The organism is Lysinibacillus agricola (assembly GCF_016638705.1).
Classification (GTDB): Bacteria; Bacillota; Bacilli; order Bacillales_A; family Planococcaceae; genus Lysinibacillus; species Lysinibacillus agricola.
Genome location: NZ_CP067341.1, coordinates 2,099,789 through 2,121,732 on the forward strand (window position 1 = coordinate 2,099,789; position 21,944 = coordinate 2,121,732).

Genomic DNA, 21,944 nt, shown 5'->3' on the forward strand with positions numbered 1-21,944 from the left:
TAATGACGTTCCAAGAAAAACAGAAGTATAGATTAAAAAACTTGTTAGGGAGGAAGGACATTTGAAAAAAATTCATATTTTTTCCCTTGGAGGAACAATTGCTTATATGGGAGATACAGATAAACCAATCGTAACTGGTGAAGATTTAGTACAGGGCCTTCCTGAAATATCGAATATAGCGAATGTGATAACAACTTCTTTTCGACAAATTGCTTCCTCATCATTATCGATTGATGATATTGTGGAACTTTCGAGAGAAATTGTGTCAGCGATTGATTCAGGTGTAGACGGGATTGTCATCACTCAAGGAACAGATACTATTGAAGAAACAGCATATTTGCTTGACTTACTTATCGAGCCTAAAGTTCCAATTGTTGTAACTGGAGCAATGAGGAATCCTAATTTACGTGGTGCAGATGGTCCAGCGAATCTACTTGCTTCTATTTTAGTTGCGGCAAGTGGAGTGACAAAAGGAATTGGTGTAGTTGTTGTTTTTAATGATGAAATTCATTGTTCAAGGTTTGTAAGAAAAGCACATACCCAAAATGTAGCAGCATTTCAATCTGAATGTGGTCCAATTGGATGGATTGCAGAAGGTATTCCTTATTTAGCAATGAGACCGAATAATGAATTAAATCGTTCATTTAAGATAGAAACAGAGGAAGTTCCTATTGCGCTTTATACAGTTTCACTAGGAGATGATGGCAGGCTTTTAACAAAAACAAAAGATCTTGGCTTTAAAGGTATAGTAATTGAAGGGCTTGGAGGAGGACATGTGCCCACTAGTATGGTGGAAACACTTGCTGATTTAGCGCAGGAAATCCCGGTCATTTTAGCTTCACGTACGGGAAGTGGTGAGGTATTAACGCAGACATATCGAGGATATCCTGGATCTGAAACATCGTTGCTTAGTAAAGGTTTAATTAGTTCAGGCTGGCTAGATGGAAGAAAATCAAGGGTATTACTTAGCTTACTTTTAATGTCTGGAAAAACACATCAAGAGATTTTTGAATATTATAAACATTTATCCAAACCAATCTTATAAGGTGCTAAAATACTAGCTTTAAAATTAAAAGCTTATAAACGAGGTGGCTTAATTATGAATAAATTAAATACAGAATTTGAGAAAAAAACACCTACATCCAAAAGGTTGATGGAAGATGCAAAAAAAGTTATGCCGGGTGGGGTCACTGCGAATATTAAATCATTTGACCCGTATCCTGTTGTTATGAAAAAAGGAAGTGGGGCGTATTTAACAGATGTAGATGACAATCAGTACATTGATTATCTTCTATCTTATGGTTCCTTAATGCTTGGGCATGGGCACCCTAATATTATTCAAGCCATACAAGAGCAATTGGAAAATAATGGAACCTTTCTGTTTGGAACTCCTCATGCGCTTGAAGTAGAAATGGGGAAAAGAATTCAAAAGTATTATCCAAGCATGGAAATGATTCGTTATACGAATTCGGGGACAGAGGCTACGTTATTAGCAATCCGAATGGCTTATGCCTATACAGAAAAATATAAAATTGCTAAATTTGAAGGCCATTATCACGGTGGCTACAATCAGGTTCTAATAAGTGTGAATCCACCCGTTGCAGAAGCTGGATCATCGGATGCACCAAAGGCGATTGTTGAATCAAAAGGTGTGGAGCCCTCTCAAGTAGAAAATACAATCATTCTTCCATTTAATAATTTAGATGCATGTGCAGATATTTTAAAGAAAAATCAGCATGAGATAGCAGCTGTGATGTTAGAACCTGTACAGGCAGGATTTATTCCTGGAGAAGAAGAATTTATGAAAGGCTTAAGGGAAATTACAGAGGATCTAGGGATTCTTCTTATATTTGATGAGGTAAAAACAGGATTCCGCATGGGAATAGGTGGCGCTCAATCGCTTTATCACATTAAACCAGATATTACAACGCTAGGTAAAGTTATTGGCGGTGGTTTTCCTATAGGGATTATAGGTGGAAAAAAAGAAATCATGATGGTGAGTGCTCCACTAACTGCCTCTGATGTATTTGACCAAAGTACAAGTGGAAAATCAAGTGCGAAAGATGTACTCTTCCATAGTGGTACATACAATGGCCACCCAACTATTTTGTCTGTAGGAATGGCAGTACTAGATGTATTAGAGCAAGAAATGGATCAAGTACTTTCTCGTACAGAACAATTAAAAGAAGGTATTTTGCAGTTATTTGCTACTCGTGGTATCTCCATGCAAACAATTGGTGTTGGAAGTATCTTTAATATTGTCATTACTGAGAAAAAACATGTTCACAATTACCGTGATTTGCAACAGTGTAATTTCAGTTTGAGAAAAGAAATAGACTTTCACCTACTTGCAGAAGGAATATATACGAAGCCGTTAAATAGATACAGCTTATCTACAGCTCATGGACAAAAAGAAATAGACTATACGCTTGAAGCGTTTGAAAGAGTACTTTTTAAGAAGATGTAAATATCACTAGGTTTTTTTAGATGGACCTCGAAAGAATCATAATAAAAAAGTTAAGTGGGATTTACTATCATTTATCAGACTCCTGAATGAAGACAAGGGATGTCTTCTTCTGTAGATAGTGAAAATGCTATTAATGTTGGATAAAGTATGTGATTTTTTCTAAGGTAATCTGCAACAGTTATACATCTTCAGTTGACATAGCACAGGTTAGAAGTAATCAAAAAATCGCTTGAATTTTTTAGAATTATAGAATTCAAGCGATTTTTTTATTCATTATTATAAACATCTTTGTTATATTTAGGTATATCATATGCGAAAAAAAAACTTTCTAGCCTAAGGGAAGATTTAAGATTCAACAAAATAAAAAATCGTAGCCAATTGTATAGCTACGATTTTTTGCTGTTTTCTATGCAAAATAAAGCTGATACATCGAAGTTTCATCGTCAATAGATTTTGCGATTTCAAAGGCTTCTTGCTGTGTGCGCTCATTAGCAATGATTTCATACATAAATCTTATGAGAAACATTAAATTCGCATGACCATCTATGTAATCATCCGGGGCCAAATAAGAGTGGCAACCGCTTTTTAAAAATGCAGTAGCTAGCTGCTTTTCACCTAAAGTACAGCCAGAGGCAATAACCTTCACATCTTTTAATTTACAATATTTTAAGATCTCTTGTGGACCGAAAAATTCACCTCTAGGTTCATCTAATTCATATACATCTTCGCCTAGTTCTGGCATGCAAAAGCGCCCTTCATCCCCATGGAAGTTTAAAATTAAATAATCCATTCGATCATCAAAATCTTCTCCAAATAAAACATCAATTAAATCATTAGGTCTTCCTATTAAATGAAGTGTTACTCGTACCCCAAATGACTCGAGTACTGACCGTAATGCAAACGATTCGATATCACAATTAGAGCCTACTACTAAACTAACATACAAATCTGGCTTACTCATTTCTCTAATTCTCTCCTTTTATTTTTATGGCTCTGTTAAATTTAATTGTTGTTTTTAAAAATATAATTTTTGAAACCTGATTTATTGTGATTTAGGTATAGTAAGAGAGATTTACAACAATAAGGAATATACACGATTTTATGCAAGATAGAGAACACACCCCTCAAGCGCAAATACAGTTGTTTCAACCATTTGAGCCATCTGTATAAAATAATGTATAAAAAATGTTCACAAGAAAAGGCACGAAACGCTGTTAAATCAACGTTCGTGCCTTTTTAAAATGTCCCCCAACTTACATTTGGGAACGTTTTTTTATTTGAAATTTATATTATATTTACTAAAAAACAGCGATATTCTATCAGCCTTCTACAGTTGGCTAGAAGAAAGGGAATAAATAAAAAAGAGTAAGAGTAGCAACTTCTAATCCATTTTAATTTTCTTATACTTTGTGAAATACATTATAGAAAAAAATATAATCCAAAAAATAATTATTAAATACACAAGAGCAGTGAGAGGTTCGGTAAACGGATTAACATTATTTTGATAATCTTTAATAATTAGAATAGCTAACACCAAAATTGAACTCCAAAACATAATCATCAAATATAATTTCATAAGATTCTAGCCTCCTTTCTATTTACATTTTTTGTTAATGATGTAAATTATGGATATGTCGTAAAAAAGGACTGGAGGAAAAGTATATGACTGTTAAAACTAGTAACTATTTAAAATTTTTAACTTCTTTCGTTACCATCTTTTTATTAAGTGTAATTTATTTTTCGGAAAATTCCAACGCTGAAGAAAATTCCTATGTTGAAGAAAATATTACTCATACAGTAATTGAAGTTGATTTGGATAATAACTTAAGTTTAAATCCTTTGAATGATACCCTTATTGAACCATTTAATGGTTACACAGTAATTGAAGTAGATAAGCCTATTAAACATCAGGGCTATTTAAGTAATAAAGTTTTAAACGATATGAAAGATAGACAAAGCTTACAGATGTCTATTCTTGATATAATTGAAGCTGCTGCAATACCTACAGGCGGGGGTGTCTCAATAGCAGTTGCCAAAGCATTTAACAGTGGGCCTACAAAACTAGCAGAAGCAGCTCTTACAGGTGACCATGCTTATGTAGTAACTGTATATGCAAGTGGTGTTGCGCCAAGTTTATCAGTAATTACTTATATTTATTACACAAAACAAACATTAAGATTTGTATATCAACCATAAAAAGAGTAGGCACATAAATTTATGTGCCTACTCTTTTTCAAGCCCTCAGCTCTTGGTACGACCGAGATATGAAGAGCACTAACTCGACATATTCTACGTTGAAGTTAATATACAAACATCCCCAAAGCGTCGTTTGGTAACTTTATTTCGTTTAACGCTGCAAATCCTCACAAACTGGTGAAAGCCCTAGTAGTCAAACGAGTATTACAGATTGAATTTCGATAAACGTAAACTTTGATAGGTTTCTGTCATTTCAAAAATAAACGATGTCAATAGAAATTCTTTAATATTATGCTTTGTACTTTCATTACTATGACTATCCACAAATAAAAACCAAGCAAGGTAATTATCAAGGTATTTAGAAGCTACCCCTTTAAAACGATGTATCCAATGTTTTAAACGTGAATGAAGTCCATTTACATTTTGGATATGATACAAACCTTTGATAACGTGGTTCCCATCGTCTGATTTAAATACGGTAGTGTTCTATCCCTTTTTCATTGGCATACGTTTTATAAGCTCTCCAAGCGTCTGTTACAAGTACATTATTAGGTGTTAGTTTAGAGCCTATCATACCGTCAACTTTAGTTTTCACAACACGCCCCATACAAGCCACTTTTGAAACGGTTGATTTAGTTCGGTCTCTTGCAACTAGAACGCAGACTTGTTCCTTGCTAATCCCTCTTAGTGTTGATTTGCCGCCTCGCTTACGTGGTTTACGTTCACTAATGCCACGTTGCCCTTTTTGAGAATACAAAAAATAAGTCTCGTCCACTTCAACGATACCATCAAATTGTTCAAAATCCATTTGTTTAAGAGCCCATAACAACTTGTGTCTCCAATAGAATAATGTAACCCAAGTAACGCCCACAATTTCTGCTGATTTACGCAAGGAATAGCCTTTAAACATACATTCAACAAAAGCAATCCATTCATTACCTTTTCGAGTTCGATAAAGAATTGTATTTGTAGTATCCATAAATGTTTTACGACAAGCCTTGCAGCGATATCGTTGACGACCATTCACTTTACCGAAGCGATTAATATGTTCTGAGGTGCAATGAGGGCATTCAAAACCTTCTTTAAAACGCACTTCTCTCATTTCATCAATTAACCGACCATCAGCAGTTGAGGAAGGCTCAACATAGCGTTTTACCCATTGAAACACTCGTTCTTTATCTGTATGAGATAATTTATCGATATGTTTTAATAAATTGCTAAAGGCTTTACTCATCGTTGAACCCTCCATTAAGAATGTTTGTTCTTATTATAACCAATTAATTGAAAGGTATCAATTTTCAACATTAATCTTTAACAGAGCCATTATTATAATAATATTATATCCAAATTTAGGAATGAAGACCAGCTTGATGACAATGATACAAGCTCACAAACCGTTGTTTTTTTAAAAAGTTTTTTCTAAAAACATCCAGGAAAGCGCCAAGCCGGAACGGAAATCAATCCTTGTTATGGAGGTGATCTTATAGTAAGAGAGGTGTCTATTCAAAAATCATACTTGGCATCGTATTAGGAATTAGACCTATACGAGCCGTAGGGACATTTTTGGCTGGATGACTTGCTATGTGTTCTTTTTTTAACTATTAAAACTGAATTTACAGAAGTCAAGACATTTGGAGATGTGTTTTAATTTTTGTAAAATTTTAGTGTTAATTCATGAGAAAAGACGCACTCTTTATAGGATAATAGGTATATCTGGTCTATAATCAAGATAGTTGATGTAAATAGTAGAATAGAGGGAATCGAATGAGATTAACGGTAGAACGAAAACTACAATTTGCTTTTGGTATAGTATTAGTATTTCTATTACTAATCACTAGTATTGCAATGTATTATTTAAATGATAATAAACACACACTTGCGGAAATCGAAAAAAACACGGAATTAATGAACTTGTATAATGATATTTCCTTCCAAACGGTTCGGGCAAATGCAGCCATTCGAGGGTATATGTTATATGGGAAAGAAGATATGCTCAACAATCATCTTGAAATACGAGATACCTTACATAAATCCATTCATCGTATTGAAGAACTTGGACATAAAAATGCAGATTTTGAACAATTTTTAAAGCAGTTAGAGGAATGGGAAAAGCCTATAGATGAACAAATTGTGCCTCTTTTTCAAAGTGGTGAAAAACAGCAAGCACAGCAGTTGGCATTACCGATTTTAGGGAAAGGCTCTCTGAAGCTCGTTGAGTTTGGGAAAACGATGGCTACAGCTCAGCAGGACGAAATGCAGGCGCGTATAGAGGCTACAAAGCAAAAAGGCGACAGAAGTGGCAAAGAAATTGCTGTATTAGCAATAGTGTCCTTACTTATAAGCATTATTATTGCGACAGTTTTTGGTCGACGAGTAGCGAAAAATATTCAACAAACTGTAGTAGAAATGGACAAATTCTCAAATGGCAATTTACAAACGCAACTGCAATTTAAAACAAAAGATGAGTTTGCACAGTTGGCAGCTTCCTTTAATTCGATGTCGGAAAAGCTTAGACATACTATGAAGCAAGTTGGTAATTCATCTGAACAGGTATCAGCAACTTCCGAGCAGCTAACGGCGAGTAGTATGGAAGTGACACAGGCAACAGAAGTTGTCACAGAATCGATTCAAGATATTGCACATGGTATCGAAAAACAGGATACATTGACAGGTGATGTACGAAACTTATCTTCGCATATTTTGAAAAAAATGAATGACATATCAACGAGTATTGATCATGTTAACGATGCAACTGTAGAAACCAAAAATATGGCTAGCACAGGGCGTTCCTCAGTTCGTAATGTCATTGAACAGATGAATGAAATTTCGGATAATACAGCAGAGCTAAGTACACGTGTTAAAGATTTAGATGAAAATACAGCGGCAATCGTTTCTGCCGTCAATGTTATTAAAAATATTGCGACCCAAACAAACCTATTGGCCATCAATGCCTCTATCGAAGCAGCACGAAGCGGTGAGCATGGCAAGGGCTTTGCCGTAGTAGCAGAAGAGGTACGGAAGCTAGCAGATGAATCGAATTTAGCTGCAGTAGATATTGAAAAGGTTGTTGCGCAAATTACTGAGAGTACAAGGGTTATCGAGGAAGACATGATTAATAGTAATGATTCAGTAATAGTTGGTCGTGAAAAAGTAAATGTGGCGAGAGATAATTTCATACAAATTGACGATGCCATTAATGACGTGCAAGCACAGACCGAATCAGTGACAGCGGCAATTCGAACGATACATTTAGATATTGAAAAACTTGTAAAAGAAATCGACTATATTAGCGAAGTATCCATGAAATCGAGTGGTAATGTTCAAAGTGTTGCGGCATCCTCTGAGGAACAAAATGCAGCGATGGAAGAAGTAGCAGCGGCCTCTACACATTTAGCAAAAATGGCGATTGACTTACAGGAATCAATTCAGACATTTAAATACTAACAACAAGAGCCCCTATGCATCATAGCTAAAGCATGATACATAGGGGTTCTATGTTTAGTTAAATGATGAAGAAGTGCATAAATAGAAGAATTTATGTTACAGAAATCAAAAAAATGAAAAATGGGGTTTGAATTTAAGTATTTCGGCCGATAAAAGCCTAGGGTGAAATTAAATCGATAAAAAAGGAGGAGGTTGTGAACCAGGAGGTGGCATTCCTTTTAGAGTCTAAAAAGAAATCACAAAATTGGACAAAACACATTTTAAGAACTAGTAAAGACAAAAGGAGAGCTGTTGCATGAAACAATTATTTGGAAGCTTTAAGGGCAAGCTTTACACGTTATTTGCTCTTATCTTGCTAATCCCGGTTATTACTGTAGGAAGTTTTTCGTATCTTTCGGCAAAAAATTCGATAAAAGAAGAAATATTATTTAGTGCAAATGAAAGTGTAGAAATTTTAAATACGCTTATTGATAAAACCATTAGTGAAAAAATAAATGAGGTCAATGTGTATAGCGAGGAAATAGATTCTTCTATGTATGAACAGAAGGAAACCGCAATATTAGCTGATTTCCAGCAATATATGAAGGTGAGTCCGGATGTTTTAAGCATTTATATTGGAACAAATGAGGGAGCATTTATTCAAGAACCAAGATTGAATAGCGCGGATTATAATCCTTTAGAAAGAGATTGGTATAAAGAGGCTACGGCATTAAAGGGCGAAACTGTAATAACGAATCCCTACATAGATGCAGGAAATGGAGATATGGTCGTAACAGTTGCTCGTCAGATAAAAGATCAATCTGGGGTAGTAGCCATTGATATAAAATTGACAGACCTTCAAAAAATTGCAGACTCAATCAATATCGGAAAAAATGGATATTCTTCTATTTTTGGCGAAAATAATATGATCATTTCACACCCTTCTTTAGAAGCGGGTGGGGAATTAAAAGAGAGCTTTCTAGATCAGATGTACAAAAGCGAATCTGGCACGTATGAATACGTCTTTGACGGTGATGATCGTATTATGTTCTTTACAACGAATAAATTGACGGGTTGGAAAATTACCGGCACAATTTTTGCAAAGGAAATTGACGAATCGGCATCATCCATTTTATATCATACGTTACTCGTGCTAATTATTGCGATTGTTATAAGTACGATTGTTTTCTATTTTGTTATGAAGGGAATCATAAAACCGATTAGATCGCTTAAGGATAGCGCAGTGACAATTAGTAATGGTGATTTAACTGAGAAAGTGACGATTACCTCTCGTGATGAGATTGGACAGCTAGGGCAAGCCTTTAACGATATGCAAGACAGTCTGAGGACACTTATTCAAAAAATAGAACAAAACGCTGAGGAGGTAGCATCGTCGGCAGAAGAGCTAACAGCCAATGCCAATCAAACGAGTATCGCAACAGAAAAGGTTGCCATTTCGATTCAAGATGTTGCTACAAGTGCAGATACGCAAACGACGAGTGCCAACAAAAATGCAGAATCGTTACATGAACTTTCTAAGGCCATTCTTCATATCGCGGAAATCTCTTCTACTGTGACGGATTTTTCACAGCACGCAACGCTACAAGCAGATGAAGGTGGTAAAGCAGTCCGAAATACAAAAGATCAAATGCATTCTATTCATTTATCGGTAACTGATTCAAATACGAAAATTCAAACATTACATGAACGCTCTCAGCAAATTACGTCCATTTTAGATGTGATTACAAGCATTGCGGATCAAACTAACTTACTTGCTCTCAATGCAGCAATTGAGGCAGCAAGAGCTGGGGAGCACGGAAAAGGCTTTGCAGTCGTTGCGGATGAAGTAAGAAAGCTGGCGGAGCAATCGCAGGAATCTGCACAACAAATTTTCGAGCTAATCCAAGGCATTCAGTTAGAAACAGAACAATCTGTAAACATCATGGCAAAAGTTACAGAAGATGTTCAAAATGGTCTACAAGTATCTGATGAAGCCATCACGAAATTCCAAGTGATAAAGGCAAGCATGGATAAAATTACTCCTAAAATGGAAGAGGTGTCTTCTGCCTCTGAACAAATGTCAGCAAGTGTACAAGAGGTGACAGCTGTTACGGAGGATTTGGCATCTTCAGCAAAAGGAAATGCAGCTGCTTCTGAGGACGTTGCGGCGTCTACAGAGGAACAATTAGCTTCGATGGAAGAAATTAATGCTTCTGCACAAGCTCTAGCGCATATGGCAGATGAGCTAAAAAAGCTAATTAGTCAATTTAAATATTAACATAATTAGACATACCAAAAAACGCCATTCCTTTGAGGAGTGGCGTTTTTGTATCATTATCGATCTTCTTCCCAACATTCTGTATTTTTCAATGTTGGAATTGATTTTGCATAAAATACAGGATTTTTGCCGGTTTTCCGTTGCATTGTAAAATCGTCTAACACGAGGAAGGCTATTTTGCCAAGTAACATGATAATCGCAATATTTATTAAAGCCATAAGTCCCATAAACAGGTCTGCTAGGTTCCAAACAAGCTGTACCTGTGCAATAGAACCAAACATCACCATACCAAGCACTAAAATACGGTAGACAAACATCCAACCTTTATGAGCATTCATAAACTCAATATTAGATTCACCGTAATAGTAATTTCCAACGATGGAACTAAAGGCAAAGAAAATAATCGCAATAGCGATAAAGTAAGGAGCCCATCCACCTACATGTACAGCTAAGGAATTTTGTGTAAGAATAATTCCATCGCTTTCACCAGTATTGTATAGACCCGCTAAAATAATGATAAACGCTGTTGCAGTACAAATCATAATTGTATCAAAAAATACTCCTAAGCTTTGCACAAGCCCTTGCTTTGCAGGATGTGAAGTATTAGCTGTAGCGGCGGCGTTAGGGACACTACCCATCCCGGCTTCATTGGAAAATAAGCCTCGGCGTACACCTTGCATAATAGCAATTCCAATCGCTCCACCAGCAGCCTCCTGAAGACCAAACGCTTGTGAGAAAATCAGCTTGAAAACCGCAGGAATTTCAGAAAAATTCGTCACGACAACAAAAAGCGCGACTATTAAATAGAAGACAGCCATAACTGGTACAAGTACTTGCGTAACTTTTACAATTCTATGTACGCCACCAAAAATAATCATGGCCGTTAACGCGACTAACAAAATGCCGATGATATAAGGCTCAATATCAAATGCTTCACCTACAGAAGTTGCAATCGTATTTGATTGTACAGCATTAAAAATAAAGCCAAAGCTTAACGTTAAAAGAATACTAAAAACGATTCCTAATTTACGTTGACCTAAAGCTTTTTCCATATAATATGCTGGTCCACCACGAAACGTATCGCCATCCTTTACTTTGTACACCTGTGCAAGTGTACTTTCAATAAAAGCAGTGGCCATTCCTAATATGGCGATAATCCACATCCAAAATACCGCTCCAGGTCCACCTACGCCGATTGCTAGTGCAACGCCTGTAATATTCCCAGTACCTACACGTGAGGCTGCGCTAATCGTAAAGGCTTGGAACGGAGAAACACCTGAATCTCCATCTCTTTTTTCAACTATTAAACGAAACATCTCAGGAAAAAGTCGAATTTGCACAAACTTTGTGCCGAATGAAAAATACAATCCTGCAACTAATAACAATACAATGAGGATATATGTCCATAAAATATTATTAGCATCATTTACAATATTCGATATCCATTCCATTTGCTTTCCTCCAATCTCAGTACGCTTTAGTCTACACTGTTTTTTTGTAATATATCCACTTTTTGAAAATACTGAATTATAGAAATGAATTTGATGTGAAAAATATTTTTACAATAGTAGAAATATCTAGTTCAAAGTCCGGTGCAGTGACGAAGATAATAGATACTTGCTAGTACTCAATACAGAAATATGTCGAAATTTTACCGAGTAATAATACCAAAGAAAAATGTATATTGAAATGAAAAGGAGGTAACGTATAGGATTTTACTTTCTTTTGAATTGGTACTTTCTGGTGATGGTTATGTTAATTAGATATTTGCAAGGATTACGAAAAGAAAAGCTGAAGAAATGGAAGAACAGTGTTAAAGCTAGTAAAAGGTTATTTTTCGAAAATTCCCTTATTTCTCCTAGGATTTTTAGTATAATAATGAAATTAAAGGCTCATCACCAAAAGTTGGGTATGAAATTTGTTAAAACTAAGTTGATTGGACGCGCCCAGTCGGAACGGAAAACTACCCAATGTTATGATGAAAAGCCAAATTAAAGGGGGAAATTGCGTGAAAACAATTGGCATGATTGGCGGAATGAGCTGGGAGTCTTCTGCAGAGTATTATCGTTTTATGAATGAAGAGGTAAAGCAACAATTAGGAGGCTTGCATTCAGCAAAATGTATTTTGTATAGTGTAGATTTTCAAGAAATCGAGAGATATCAAGCTGAGGGAGCGTGGGAGAAGGCCGGTCAAGTGCTGGGAGAAGCAGCGCAATCTTTAGAGAGTGCAGGGGCAGATTTTATTGTCATTTGTACAAATACAATGCACAAGGTCATTGATATCATTGCGGCAAAGATCACCATTCCAATTTTACATATTGCGGATGCGACAGCAAATCAAATAGAAAAAGCTAGTTTACAGAAAGTTGCCCTTCTTGGGACAAAGTACACGATGGAGCAAGATTTCTATAGAGCTAGAGTAGAGGGGTTTGGCATTGAGGTACTTGTTCCGCTTGCGAACGAGCGTACTGAGGTCAATCGTATCATTTATGAAGAATTATGCTTGGGTCGAATTGAACAAACATCGAAGGAATATTATTTACAGGTGATTGGGAACCTTGTGCAATCGGGAGCACAAGGAATTATATTAGGCTGTACAGAGATTGGATTACTTATTAAACAGGAGGATGTTAACGTACCTGTTTTTGATACAACAGTTTTACATGCACAGGCAGCTGTAAATATGGCGATTCATAAGGGGGATTAATATGCCAAAAAAAGTACGAGAAATAGGGATCGTCATTGGAACGTTACCAACTGGTGAGAAAAACTGTATTACCGATGTAGCTGGCGTACATGTAGGACATGTAACGCTTGATGAGAAAATTAATCAAGACGGAGCCTATGCATGTACAGGAGTAACTGCGATTTTACCACATGAGGGCAATTTGTTTCAGCAAAAGGTTACTGCTGCAAGCTATGTGCTAAATGGTTTTGGGAAAACGACAGGGCTCGTTCAGGTGAATGAGCTAGGGGTTATTGAATCGCCAATTATGCTCACCAATACATTTGGCGTTCCAGCTGTAACACAAGGAACGCTGCAATTTATGCTAGATACGAATAGTGAAATAGGTCATTCAACAGGAACTATTAATATCGTAGTCGGGGAATGTAACGATAGCTATTTAAATTCCATTCGAGAATGTCCTGTCACACCTGAGCATGCTGTGGAGGCGATTCGCAAGGCGTCAAATGAAATTGCAGTGGAAGGAGCAGTTGGTGCAGGAAAAGGAATGATGTGCTTTGGCTACAAAGGTGGGATTGGCTCATCTTCCCGAATCGTGACACATGAGTCAACGAACTATACGATAGGATGTATGGTCCTTAGTAATTTCGGGCAAAGCTCAGAGTTTCTAGCACACCAATATCTTGTTTCCAAAGCTCAAAGTGAATCAACATTATCTCCAACAGATGGCTCCATTATCATCGTACTTGCCACTGATGCTCCGCTTAGTAGTCGTCAACTGACACGTGTCATTAAACGCTGTGGCATTGGACTAGGACGTACAGGTAGTCATTTTTCACATGGTAGCGGGGATATTGTCATTGGATTCACAACAGCACACCATATCGCTCATCTATCAGATCAGCTTGTTGAAACACGTACACAACTACGTGAGGATCACCCTATTATGAATCAATTATTTGCAGCAGCTGCAGAAGCAACAGAGGAAGCCATTTTAAATTCACTATCACAGGCACAGACTACTATTGGTCGAAATGGTCATACAGTTGAAGCTTATCAATTTTGACTTTATGAATGATAGGATGTCATTAGATAAAATTGGAGCATATAAATTTTAGCTCTTTACTACCAGCGAGATCGTTCTGGTTTAGCTTTGATAAAAAAAGTATTCAATGTCATATTTGTTCTTCTGTAAATGAAACCTCATCTTTAGGGCACGAAATATTAATAAAAATACTATTTTGTTGGCCTGTTTAGTAGGGAAAAAGAAAAATTTACCTTCATTTTGATTAGTATCAAAATGGAGGTTTTTTTATTACCAATTAAATTTGATTCAATTAACTAAGGCTCATCTAGTAGATTTCTTTACTTATATGAATAGAAACTTACGATCTACTAGTAATCCTGAAACAACGAAATGCCTACAAACACTTTCAATAATTAATCACTCTCTTCAAACTTAAAGGTAATAACCTTTAATAAATATTTTACTTATAGGTCATGATGTTATATGATGTAATCAAGAAAAATGAAAGAGGTAACAAATTGAAAAAATTGAACAAACAATCTTCCGTACCTCTGTATATTCAATTGAAAGAAGTTCTGACAGAATATATAGAGAAAAATATGACAATTGGGGAAGTTCTTCCAACTGAAAAAGAACTAGAAAAACTTTATGGTGTTAGCAGAATGACAGTCCGAAACGCTATAGATGAGTTACAAAGAAGTGGTGTTGTTGTTAAGCAGCAAGGAAGAGGAACTTTTGTTAACAATAACAAAATGACACAAGATATTGGAACTATTTTTAGCTGGACTGAAGAAATGGGGATTAAGCAGAAAAAATCTTTAACTTTGGAAACAAGTATTCAGGAAGTAGAACCTTCAAAAAAATTGCGTGACTCTTTAAAACTGGGGCCAGACGAAAAAGTTGTATCTATTGCAAGGGTACGTGCAGTCGAAAATGAGCCAGTTGTTATAATGATAAATTATTTAAGAAACAAGTATGTCCCGAACTTGGAAAAAAACGGTCTATCTTCTGATTCTTTATATAAGGATTTAGAGGAAATATACAACATTTTTTTAGAAAGTGCTGAGGAGGTTATAACAGCTAGGTCTGCTACCTCATATGAAGCAACTAAATTAAGGGTTCCGGAAGGCACTGCCGTCTTACACGTTAGAAGAACTTCATTCATAAAGAACAAAGTTCCTGTAGAAGTAGTAGATATGGTTGTACGTGGCGATAGATATGAGTATTTTGTTGAACTAGAAGGCCGAAGAAAAAAACACATCATTCCATAAACTTAAGGAGAGATATAATGTTACCAATAAAATTTGAACAAATTGCATTAGATGTGGAGCTTACATCTCCTGAAGAAGCCATTCAATTCGCTGGAGATTTACTGCTTCAATCTAACAGTGTTGAACAAAGTTATGTAGAAGAAATGATTAATGGTTATAAAAAGTTAGGTTCCTACATTGTGTTAGCACCTAACATAGCTATTCCACACGCAAGACCAGAATTCGGAGTGAACGAACAATGTATAGCTTTTGTGAGAGTCAAAACTCCTCTATCTTTTGGACATCCACAAAATGATGACGTTAAACTTATTATTCCGATTGGGGGTGTAGACAAACAATTTCACTTAGATATGTTAAGAGATTTAAGCGCCGTCTTGATGAATGAAGAAAAAGTAACTAGGTTAAAAGAGTCAACTGACACAATGGAAATCTATAATATTTTGAGAGGAGTTAGTTAAAATGTTTATTTTGACTGTTTGTGGTATGGGGTTTGGAACGAGTTTAATGTTACTAATGGAAATTCAAGATTTAGGAAATAAAAATGGTTTTACAATTGATGGAGAAGCTACCGATTTAAGTTCTGCAAAAGGAAAAAACGCCGATTTGATAGTAGCATCAAGCGAAATAGCGCAAGAACTTGAAAATAATGATATACCTGTAGTACCCATCATTAACTTACTGGATAAAAATGAAATTGAAGAAAAAGTACTGCCATATATTACGGAATACCATACACGAGGAGGATAAAATATGCTAAGTTTTATTACTGGAGTTTTATCAACCCCTGCCTTTATTTTAGGGATAATCGCAGCTATTGGGCTTATAGCTCTCAAAAAATCTGGATCCGATATTATTAAAGGTACTTTAAAAACTATTTTTGGCTTCATCATGCTACAACAAGGGGCAAACATCATTGTAAGTAGCTTGGTTCCATTTAGTCAAATGTTTGAAAGCGCTTTCAAATTAACTGGCGTTATAGCAGAAGATAATGCTATAGCTGCTGCTGTGCAAAATGTTCTAGGAACAGAAACTTCTTTAATTCTAGTTTTTGGTTTTATCGTCAACGTTATACTAGCCAGAATAACAAAATGGAAATATATCTTCTTAACTGGCCATATGATGTTTTCTTTTGCTGCGACAATGGCAATCGTTTTTGATCAAATGGGCATTCACGGATGGAAAGCTATTCTACTAGGCTCATTAATTCAAGGGATTTCCAGTGTGCTATTTCCTGCATTAGCACAGCCTTTCGTAAGAAAAGTAACTAATAACGATAGTGTAGGATTTGGATTTTGGGGGAGTTCCCTTGTTTGGATAAGTGGTTGGATTGGTGGGAAATTGGGAAATAAAGAACACTCGGCTGAGAACATGAATGTTCCAAAGCAGTTAGATTTCTTAAAAGAAATGTCAATATTAATGGGAATTGTTATGTCTATTATTTATTTAGTCACTTCATTCTTTGTCGACACTAAACTTATGAATGAGCTTTCGGGTGGTCAAAATATTGCTCTCTTTGCAATCATGCAAGCGTTCACTTTTGTTGTCGGTATTCTTGTATTATTACAAGGAGTTAGAATGTTCCTAGGTGAGTTAGTACCTGCTTTCAAAGGAATTAGCGAAAAACTTGTTCCAGGTGCAAAACCAGCGCTAGATATCCCTATTTTCTATTCTTTTGCACCAACGGCAACGACTATAGGATTTTTATTTGCCTTAGTAGGTGGATTGGGAGCAACACTCATTTCTACTATGCTACCTGTTGTGGTCTTACCTTCCGTGATTGGTTTATTCTTTATGGGAGGAGCTGCAGGTGTATTCGGGAATGCAATGGGGGGACGTCGTGGCGCCATAATTGCTGGCGTGGTACTAGGATTTTCATTTCAAATGATAGTGGCCCTAGCTTATCCAATTATTGATTTGAGCGACTATGGCATAAGCGGATTGTGGTTTGCGTCTACAGATGCTATTATCGTCGCTTTACTTATTAGATTAATCGGTTCCCTGTTTGGTATTACAATATAAAATTTAAAGGAGTGATAAATATGACTGACAAAATTAGAACTGTTTTAGGTGATATTAGCAAAGAAGCACTAGGGTTTACTTATTCTCATGAACATTTATGGTGTTGTCCTCCTCCACAACAAAAAGATCGTGACTTTGAACTAACAAATTACGAAGCTTCCCTAGAAGAATTAAAAACATTTAAAAAAATCGGGGGTGAAACTTTGGTAGATGCTTCTACCCTCGACTATGGAAGAGATGGTAATAAACTTAAAAAAATGGCTGAGGAAAGTGGCGTTAATGTATTAGGGGTCACGGGTTTCAATAAACATATCTATTTTGATGATTGGGTTGAAACAGAAAGTATCGATCAAATTGTAGTTAGATTAGTTCATGATATACAAGTTGGAATGGATGGATCCGATGCAAAAGCTGGAATATTAAAGGCTGGATCATGGTATAACGTTATACATCCACTGGAAGAAAAGATAACACGAGCTGTCGGTAGAGCCCAAAAAATAACCGGTGCTCCTGTATGGTTACATACTGAATCTGGAACACAGGGAATAGAAATGTTAGATATTTTAGAGGATGAAGGGGTAGACTTGCATTTGGTTGCTGTAGGACATAGTGATAGAAATGCTGATCCTTATTATCACTTAAATATTTTAGAACGTGGTGCCTATATCCAATTCGATGGACCTGGGAAAGTTAAATATTATCCGGATAATATTAGAATAGATTTAATTAAAAATGTTCTGGCACATGGATATGGTCATAAGTTACTCATATCAGGAGATATGGGGCGACAAAGCTATTTACACGCTTATGGTGGTGGTCCTGGCTTTAGATATATTAAACAAAAATTCATTCCTAGAATGTTGAACGAACGAATTTCCCAACATGCTATTAATCAAATTTTCTATACAAACCCAGCTGATTGGTTAGCAAAATTTTAGGAGTGATTAAATGAAACTTGATAATTTAATGGCCATAATAAGAGATGTTTCGCCAAACGATATTGTTCCAATAGCTCAAGCCTTAATTGATGAAGGGATAACGAATTTAGAAGTCTCATTAAGTAATGAAACGTTGGGTATAGAATGTATTGAAACTTTAGCCTCTCATTTTACACCGCAACAAATTTATTTAGGAGCAGGTACTGTTCTAAATGAAGAACAGTTGTATTCAGTAAAAAATGCGGGAGTTCAGTATATTATTACTCCTGGTTGGAATAAAGAACTAGTGAAGAAAGCTTTAGAAACAGATTTAACAGTATATCCAGGAGTACTCACTCCTGGAGAAATTGCCGAAGCTTTAGAACTGAACATTGACTACCTCAAGCTATTTCCTATTAATAGTCTCAATGAGAATTATTTAAAAGCTATTAGTGGTCCGTTTCCCAAGATAAATATTATGGCTGTTGGTGGAGTTACACCGGAAAATATTGAATTCTATAAAAAATTAGGTATACATCACTTTGGGATTGGCAGTGAACTAGTTTCTAGAGGAGCAACTCAAAATGATATCCCTGTTATTAAAAGTAATGCTAAATTATTTATTAATTCAATAAAGAAAGCGAATGAAATTGATGGAAAATCAACCGAAACTAATGATTAATATGACACGAGACGAAGTTAAAAAGAGTTTAGATGAATTTCCTGTTGTAATATTACCTTTAGGAGCAACTGAACAACACGGTCACCATTTACCATTAGGTGTAGATATTTACCTCTCCGAATATTTTTCGAAGGAAGTGGCCAAAGCAACTGGTGCTCTTGTAGCACCAACACTTCCCTTTGGCTATTCATGGGTTTGGCGAGATATTCCTGGAACTATATCGCTACAACAAGATTTAGTAGAAGCCGTTATCAAAGATGTTGCTCATAGCGTATCACGTTATGGGGGAAAGATGCTTGTTTTAATAAATGGGCATGATTCTAACAACTCATCTATGAAGTATGCAGTTAGAGAGTTGGAAGATGAGCTTGATATGCCAGTCATTTACCTCTTCTATCCTCGATTGAGTGAAATAATTAAAGAAGTATGTGAGTCTCCAACTTGGAATGGTATGATTCATGCGTGCGAGTTTGAGACCTCATTAATGCTCCATGTTAATGAAACACTAGTTGATATGGACAAATCTATTAAGGAATATCCTGAGACACCAGATCTCTACGGAGCATCTACAATTTCACTTGGTGATTTAAGTAAAAGTGGTGTATTCGGAGATTCCACTCTTGCTACAAAAGACAAAGGTAAGAAAATGGCAGAAATATTTACTGATAAAATGATTAAACTAGTAAATGAAGGCTATAAAGAATTTGTTATAAGACAATAATAGTATGCATACAAAAAGACCTCTGATAAATTTCACTGAAACTGGATTTAAATCTAAACCTTACACATTAGCCATACCATCAGTAATTTAGAAGCGGAGCTAGAGCTATCTCTTATTATCCGCAATCGTCCATAATACCAGAAGCCAATAAACGAATTATATCTACATGCATAGGAACTTTCATAGCGATATAATCTGTTAAACTACTGACCTAGAGTAGCTTCAAATTGTTCGTAAAATGGTAATTTCACTATATTATATTCGACCTTGCGAAAAAATGAAAATTTCGTTAGGTCTTATTGGTGTGTGAAAAGTTTAGCTGGGAGGGGTACCCCTCCCAGCTAAACAAATTCAATTTTTCGCATAAAATTTATCTGAAATCACTGGAGGTAAGAAAGCACCCAGTCGAAACGGAAATCAACCACACGTTATGGCGAATAAGGAAATCCTCGAAGAGTCTTAAATTCGTCATTTTTTATTATATTTCGGTAATCTTCTATCCCCTCCATGAATAAAATTCCTAAATAGGTGAAAAAACATTGTCTTTCGACTTCTTGCATCAATTATTTGGCGTATGTTGTTTGAAAAGAAGAGAATAGCTATTACTCTGTAATATTGATTTTTTTAACTAGTCAATAAATTTAAGGTATGATACATTCAATAAAAACTGAATTATCTAAAAATTTTATCGAATTCTGAAAGTGGAGGTGTGTACTATACATGACGCCGTTTTTCAACCCATTGAGGCAAAGAAAACATCAATGAGGGAATCAACACCAGCAATTCGCGAAAATAACGAACCATTAATTCAAATTGGAGCAGAACATGCTAGGATTTTTATTGAGCCAATTTACTATCATCAAAAAATACCAAACAGTTTACAAGCCATTTATTTACGTCAGGGTGTGTATGAGCGATTAACACAAGCGCTATTATTATTGTCTAAAAATTATAGCCTTATTTTATATGATGGCTATCGTCCATTCCAAGTGCAACAATTTTTGTTTACGAGTTTTTCAAAGCAAATCGCACAGCGTTTTCCGCATTTTACTGAACAAGAGGTTGTTAGAGAAACACGAAAGTATATTGCGTTCCCTAGCGCTGAGCATGCTCATCTCGCACCCCATTTAACCGGTGGAGCGATTGATCTGACACTAGGAGATTTGGACGGTAATGCTTTAAATCTTGGTACAGCATTTGATGAAATCAGTGAAAAGTCTGCGACATGTTATTTCGAACAACATCCAGAGGAAGATTGGGAAGCCTGTGTTCATCGACGTCTTCTATATAACTGTATGACAATGGTTGGCTTTACGAATTATTCTGAGGAATGGTGGCATTACGATTTTAATAATGTTTCATGGGCAAGACGTGTAGATGCGCAAGAAGCTAATTATGGGGCTGTGGAAGCAATGATCCAAGACAATGAAGTAAAGGAGTTTAGATTTCTATGAAGGTATATATTAGTGCAGATATTGAAGGGATTACTGGCACAACAGCTTGGAGTGAAACGGAGTTAAATGCGCCAGATTATCAGTTTTTCAAAAAGCAAATGACAAAGGAAGTAGAAGCCGCTATAGAGGGGGCTATTCTTGGCGGAGCAACTGAAATTTTATTAAAGGATGCTCATGATTCAGCACGTAATCTTGATATTTCTAATTTACCAGTAAACTGTAAGGTCATTCGTGGCTGGACGTATGACCCGATGTGTATGGTTGCGGGACTTGATAAAAGCTTTGACCGCGCGATTTTTATTGGCTATCACAGTAAAGGTGGAAGTGAACGTAACCCTTTAGCACATACGCTTTGTGTTTTTGCTGATGTGAAAATTAATGGTGAGTATGCAAGTGAATTTTTAATTAATACTTACGCAGCTGCTTTACATGGTGTACCGGTGTCATTTGTAAGCGGGGATGTGGGGTTAATAGAAGAAATTAGCTCTATCAATGACAACATCATCACATTTGCTACAAAAGAAGGGATAGGGAATGCGACTATTAGCGTGAGCCCGCAGCTGACGATTAAGGAAACGAAACGACTTGTTGCGTCCTCCATGAAGGTGTCGCGTGAAGATTTGCAAGTGACATTGCCTGAACACTTTGTGGTGGAAATCATTTATCGTGATCATACTCGGGCATATCGAAATTCATTCTATCCTAACGCTACGTTTAAACCACATAATACAGTGGAATTCGTAACGGATGATTTTTATGAGGTGCTTCGAATTTTACAGTTCTTAACATAAGTAACGAAAAAG

General features: G+C 36.1%; 18 protein-coding genes and 1 pseudogene. 16 read left to right on the forward strand and 3 right to left on the reverse strand.

Going from position 1 to position 21,944, the window contains the following annotated elements; genetic code table 11:
- The first annotated feature begins 61 nt into the window (after positions 1–61).
- Entirely contained in the window at positions 62–1,045 is a 984-nt protein-coding gene (locus FJQ98_RS09985; RefSeq protein WP_075807159.1) for an asparaginase, read from the forward strand.
- 54 nt (positions 1,046–1,099) lie between these two features.
- Positions 1,100–2,467: an aspartate aminotransferase family protein gene (locus tag FJQ98_RS09990; protein ID WP_053592923.1), complete on the forward strand. Its 1,368-nt coding sequence runs from the start codon at positions 1,100–1,102 to the stop codon at positions 2,465–2,467.
- Between the two features lie 406 nt (positions 2,468–2,873).
- Here FJQ98_RS09990 and FJQ98_RS09995 read toward each other — a convergent pair whose 3' ends face one another.
- Complete coding sequence (locus FJQ98_RS09995; protein ID WP_053592924.1) at positions 2,874–3,428, reverse strand: hypothetical protein; 555 nt, start codon at positions 3,426–3,428, stop codon at positions 2,874–2,876.
- Between the two features lie 701 nt (positions 3,429–4,129).
- Between FJQ98_RS09995 and FJQ98_RS10000 the strand changes: the two genes are divergently transcribed.
- The gene (locus FJQ98_RS10000; RefSeq protein ID WP_053592925.1) at positions 4,130–4,663 is read left to right on the forward strand and encodes a hypothetical protein; all 534 of its coding nucleotides are present in this window, start codon (positions 4,130–4,132) and stop codon (positions 4,661–4,663) included.
- Between the two features lie 204 nt (positions 4,664–4,867).
- Here the strand turns inward: FJQ98_RS10000 and FJQ98_RS10005 are convergent.
- Positions 4,868–5,897 (reverse strand): annotated as a pseudogene (locus tag FJQ98_RS10005) (IS1595 family transposase).
- Between the two features lie 530 nt (positions 5,898–6,427).
- Here FJQ98_RS10005 and FJQ98_RS10010 point away from each other — a divergent pair.
- Both FJQ98_RS10010 and FJQ98_RS10015 read left to right on the forward strand, forming a co-directional pair.
- On the forward strand, positions 6,428–8,107 hold the full coding sequence (locus FJQ98_RS10010) for a methyl-accepting chemotaxis protein (protein WP_053592926.1): 1,680 nt from the start codon (positions 6,428–6,430) through the stop codon (positions 8,105–8,107).
- 295 nt (positions 8,108–8,402) lie between these two features.
- A complete protein-coding gene (locus FJQ98_RS10015) occupies positions 8,403–10,364 on the forward strand; it encodes a HAMP domain-containing methyl-accepting chemotaxis protein (RefSeq protein ID WP_053592927.1) in 1,962 nt (653 codons plus the stop codon).
- Between the two features lie 56 nt (positions 10,365–10,420).
- Here FJQ98_RS10015 and FJQ98_RS10020 read toward each other — a convergent pair whose 3' ends face one another.
- On the reverse strand, positions 10,421–11,815 hold the full coding sequence (locus FJQ98_RS10020) for an alanine/glycine:cation symporter family protein (protein ID WP_053592928.1): 1,395 nt from the start codon (positions 11,813–11,815) through the stop codon (positions 10,421–10,423).
- Positions 11,816–12,372: 557 nt separating this feature from the next.
- Here FJQ98_RS10020 and FJQ98_RS10025 point away from each other — a divergent pair.
- The 11 genes from FJQ98_RS10025 (at position 12,373) to FJQ98_RS10075 (ending at position 21,932) form a co-directional block, all read left to right on the forward strand.
- Positions 12,373–13,071, forward strand: coding sequence for an aspartate/glutamate racemase family protein (locus FJQ98_RS10025; protein ID WP_053592930.1), 699 nt, complete (start codon positions 12,373–12,375; stop codon positions 13,069–13,071).
- A 1-nt stretch (position 13,072) separates the two neighbouring features.
- Entirely contained in the window at positions 13,073–14,116 is a 1,044-nt protein-coding gene (locus FJQ98_RS10030) for a DmpA family aminopeptidase (RefSeq protein ID WP_053592931.1), read from the forward strand.
- Positions 14,117–14,595: 479 nt separating this feature from the next.
- A complete protein-coding gene (locus FJQ98_RS10035; RefSeq protein WP_053592932.1) occupies positions 14,596–15,348 on the forward strand; it encodes a GntR family transcriptional regulator in 753 nt (250 codons plus the stop codon).
- Positions 15,349–15,365: 17 nt separating this feature from the next.
- Positions 15,366–15,806, forward strand: coding sequence for a PTS sugar transporter subunit IIA (locus FJQ98_RS10040; protein ID WP_053592933.1), 441 nt, complete (start codon positions 15,366–15,368; stop codon positions 15,804–15,806).
- 1 nt (position 15,807) lies between these two features.
- Positions 15,808–16,095, forward strand: coding sequence for a PTS sugar transporter subunit IIB (locus FJQ98_RS10045; RefSeq protein WP_053592934.1), 288 nt, complete (start codon positions 15,808–15,810; stop codon positions 16,093–16,095).
- 3 nt (positions 16,096–16,098) lie between these two features.
- A complete protein-coding gene (gene ulaA, locus FJQ98_RS10050) occupies positions 16,099–17,367 on the forward strand; it encodes a PTS ascorbate transporter subunit IIC (protein ID WP_053592935.1) in 1,269 nt (422 codons plus the stop codon).
- A 20-nt stretch (positions 17,368–17,387) separates the two neighbouring features.
- The gene (locus FJQ98_RS10055; RefSeq protein ID WP_053592936.1) at positions 17,388–18,305 is read left to right on the forward strand and encodes a phosphotriesterase family protein; all 918 of its coding nucleotides are present in this window, start codon (positions 17,388–17,390) and stop codon (positions 18,303–18,305) included.
- Between the two features lie 10 nt (positions 18,306–18,315).
- Complete coding sequence (locus FJQ98_RS10060; RefSeq protein ID WP_053592937.1) at positions 18,316–18,966, forward strand: bifunctional 4-hydroxy-2-oxoglutarate aldolase/2-dehydro-3-deoxy-phosphogluconate aldolase; 651 nt, start codon at positions 18,316–18,318, stop codon at positions 18,964–18,966.
- Positions 18,938–19,687 carry a creatininase family protein gene (locus FJQ98_RS10065; protein WP_053592938.1) on the forward strand — a complete coding sequence of 250 codons (750 nt, stop codon included), beginning with the start codon at positions 18,938–18,940 and terminating at the stop codon, positions 19,685–19,687. Before FJQ98_RS10060 ends, FJQ98_RS10065 begins: the two co-directional genes overlap by 29 nt.
- Before the next feature lie 761 nt (positions 19,688–20,448).
- On the forward strand, positions 20,449–21,141 hold the full coding sequence (locus tag FJQ98_RS10070; protein WP_082339598.1) for a M15 family metallopeptidase: 693 nt from the start codon (positions 20,449–20,451) through the stop codon (positions 21,139–21,141).
- A complete protein-coding gene (locus FJQ98_RS10075) occupies positions 21,138–21,932 on the forward strand; it encodes a M55 family metallopeptidase (RefSeq protein ID WP_201406688.1) in 795 nt (264 codons plus the stop codon). The genes FJQ98_RS10070 and FJQ98_RS10075 overlap by 4 nt, the downstream gene beginning before the upstream one ends.
- The last annotated feature ends 12 nt before the right edge of the window (positions 21,933–21,944 follow it).